Source organism: Mesonia sp. HuA40, from assembly GCF_008017835.1.
GTDB lineage: Bacteria > Bacteroidota > Bacteroidia > Flavobacteriales > Flavobacteriaceae > Mesonia.
In genome coordinates this window covers 1-2,434 of record NZ_VRLT01000010.1, presented here as the reverse complement: position 1 = coordinate 2,434, position 2,434 = coordinate 1, and the positions used below count along the sequence as shown (strand labels likewise).

The following is a 2,434-nucleotide window of genomic DNA, read 5'->3' as shown; positions in this document are numbered from 1 at the left end:
GTATGTAACAACGGCTATAATTCATTGCGGCGGAATTTTCTACCGAAAATTCCACGCTTTTTTCTATCTTTGAGCTACAACGGAATAATTCCTGCGAATTTTTCCGCAACGAAATCATAGCCAAAGCCGTTGCCATCAATTATGAAGAAAATCCTGTTAATACTAATACTTCTTTACAGTAATTCAACAATTTGTCAAAATACAATTGAATTAATCGCATATAACTGCATTAAGGATAGAGAATCGAACAGAGATATTTCAGAAATTAAATTTGAAATACTGACTAATCACAAAGTTATTAGTCAGACTACAAAATCTAAATTTGATTTATTTAGGCTACAAACTTCTGCAAACGAAGTCAAAATTGAATATAATAATATTTATAATCAGAAAAAAGACACAACATTTTTGATTACCCCTAAAACTCGAAAACTATTTTTATGTGTCGAAAAAATGAGAGATTATGAAATTAAGACCTTTATTGAAAAAAGTCTTGAGGAAAATAAAAAATGGAAATTAAAATTGTCTGGAGGCAGCTGCTTTGTATATACAGATACAGAGATTAAAATTATTCCTAATAAAAATGGTGCTATCCTAAAATATAAGTATGTTGAAGAACGAAATGGAAAAAAAATCAAAGAAAAAAAAGTGATTAAACTTGATAAAAATGACCTTGATAATTTAATAATGTTCGAAAAGAAATTAAGATTACTAAATTCAGCAATGAGAAGATGTGCACCTGGTACTTACTACTATTTATCTCTAGGAAATGAAACAATTGAAATAAAAGATGAAGCTTGTGTCGGAATTTTTGAAGGATATATATCCAAAATAATTGAAAGAAATAACTAATGGCAACAACGTGTATAGCTCATTGCGGCTGAATTCCTTATCGGAATTCATTGCAATTTGCTATCTTCGGTTCACGGCGGAAAATCCTTTCGAATTTCCCGCAACAAGCCATACACAAACACGTTAGCCACAATACGAAAAACCGAACGGACTAACCAAATTCTTCAGTTAATTTTTCAAGATAATCAGAAATGACTTTTGACTTATCCACTTGGATTTTTTTGCCAAGTTCCTTTCTCGGACAGTTTTCATTGTATTTTGCACCCCAATCCATAATTTCAATGACAATCGGAAGTAAATCAATACCTTTTTTAGTCAAACTGTAAACAAATTTTGACTTGTTTTCAGGCGACACCTTTTTAGAAACAATATTTTCGAACTCAAGAATATTCAACCGATTGACCAAAATGTTTGTGGCGATTTTCTCTTCCGATTTTAAAAATTCGCTGTATGACAACTTTCCACGAAGCATTATGTCTCTGATTATCAGCAAAGACCATTTATCTCCAAAAACGTCCAATGAACAACTGATTGGACAGTCCGACCTATTTTTTTTCATTCCACAAAAATAATAAAGCACTTGCAATTTACAATACCTTTTGTACATTTGCAGAACTTGCAAAATGCAATAACTTAAATTAAAGATTTGAAAAATGACAAATTCTACGACTACAAAAGAGCTATTGGAAACCTATTACAAAGGCTTTGCAAAAAAGCAAGGTTGGGAATCCGTAATATCGGACGATTTTGAATTCAGAGCCGACAATATGGAAAAGGACGATATAAACAAAGGAAAAGAAACCTATGTTAACATTATTGCTCGCTTTTCGAGGCTTTACCAAAACGTACGAATAAAAAGAATGATAATTGATGGCAACAATGCAAGTGTTATTGCCAATTACGACTACATTTTCCCAAATGGAAAGCATATTTCTGGAGATGTAGCGGAATTTTGGACTGCAAAGCACGGTAAACTGACTTCACTGCATATCTATTTCGATACGCTTACGTTTGACAAAAACACACCGAAAAAATAATGGCATACAGCGAAAATATTGCTCAAAGAATTAGAAATTCACTCGAACATTTGGCTAATGTTGAGGAAAAAAAAATGTTTGGCAGTTTGGCATTTATGGTTAACGGAAAGATGTGTTTGACTGCTGGACCAAAAAGAATGATGTGCCGAATTGACCCTAAATTACACGAACAAGAAGTCAGAAAAATAGGATGCTCAACTGTTGTGATGAGAGGACGGAATTACAAAGGTTACATACACGTCCAAGAAGAAAACTTGAAACAAGAAAATGACTTTGAACATTGGATTGAACTTGCATTGGACTTTAACGAACAACTGACCTCGAAAGGAAAATAAAAAGTACTGTGGCTAACAACGTATATAAAAAATAGCGGTTTAAGTACTTAAATCAAAGTGGCTTTCATAAATTTAACGTCAGTACCAAATCGAAAAGTAAGTGCATAAAAATCCGCTACTTTTCATATACAAGACCGTTGCCTACAATTGCGAAAAACTAAACGGATGAAAAAAGAGAATTTACCTTTGATAATAATTATCACAAGTCTT

At 32.5% G+C, this 2,434-nt stretch carries 4 protein-coding genes; 3 read left to right on the top strand and 1 reads right to left on the bottom strand.

Annotated elements, in window-relative coordinates; all coding sequences use genetic code 11:
- Positions 1–141 precede the first annotated feature (141 nt).
- Positions 142–852 carry a hypothetical protein gene (locus FT993_RS01250; RefSeq protein ID WP_147860726.1) on the top strand — a complete coding sequence of 237 codons (711 nt, stop codon included), beginning with the start codon at positions 142–144 and terminating at the stop codon, positions 850–852.
- Between the two features lie 151 nt (positions 853–1,003).
- On the opposite strand, the gene FT993_RS01245 is transcribed toward FT993_RS01250, so the two are convergent.
- On the bottom strand, positions 1,004–1,411 hold the full coding sequence (locus FT993_RS01245; protein ID WP_255504386.1) for a helix-turn-helix domain-containing protein: 408 nt from the start codon (positions 1,409–1,411) through the stop codon (positions 1,004–1,006).
- A 94-nt stretch (positions 1,412–1,505) separates the two neighbouring features.
- On the opposite strand from FT993_RS01245, the gene FT993_RS01240 reads away from it, so the two are divergent.
- Both FT993_RS01240 and FT993_RS01235 read left to right on the top strand, forming a co-directional pair.
- A complete protein-coding gene (locus FT993_RS01240; RefSeq protein ID WP_065230328.1) occupies positions 1,506–1,889 on the top strand; it encodes a nuclear transport factor 2 family protein in 384 nt (127 codons plus the stop codon).
- Positions 1,889–2,224 carry a TfoX/Sxy family protein gene (locus tag FT993_RS01235; RefSeq protein WP_147860725.1) on the top strand — a complete coding sequence of 112 codons (336 nt, stop codon included), beginning with the start codon at positions 1,889–1,891 and terminating at the stop codon, positions 2,222–2,224. The genes FT993_RS01240 and FT993_RS01235 overlap by 1 nt, the downstream gene beginning before the upstream one ends.
- The last annotated feature ends 210 nt before the right edge of the window (positions 2,225–2,434 follow it).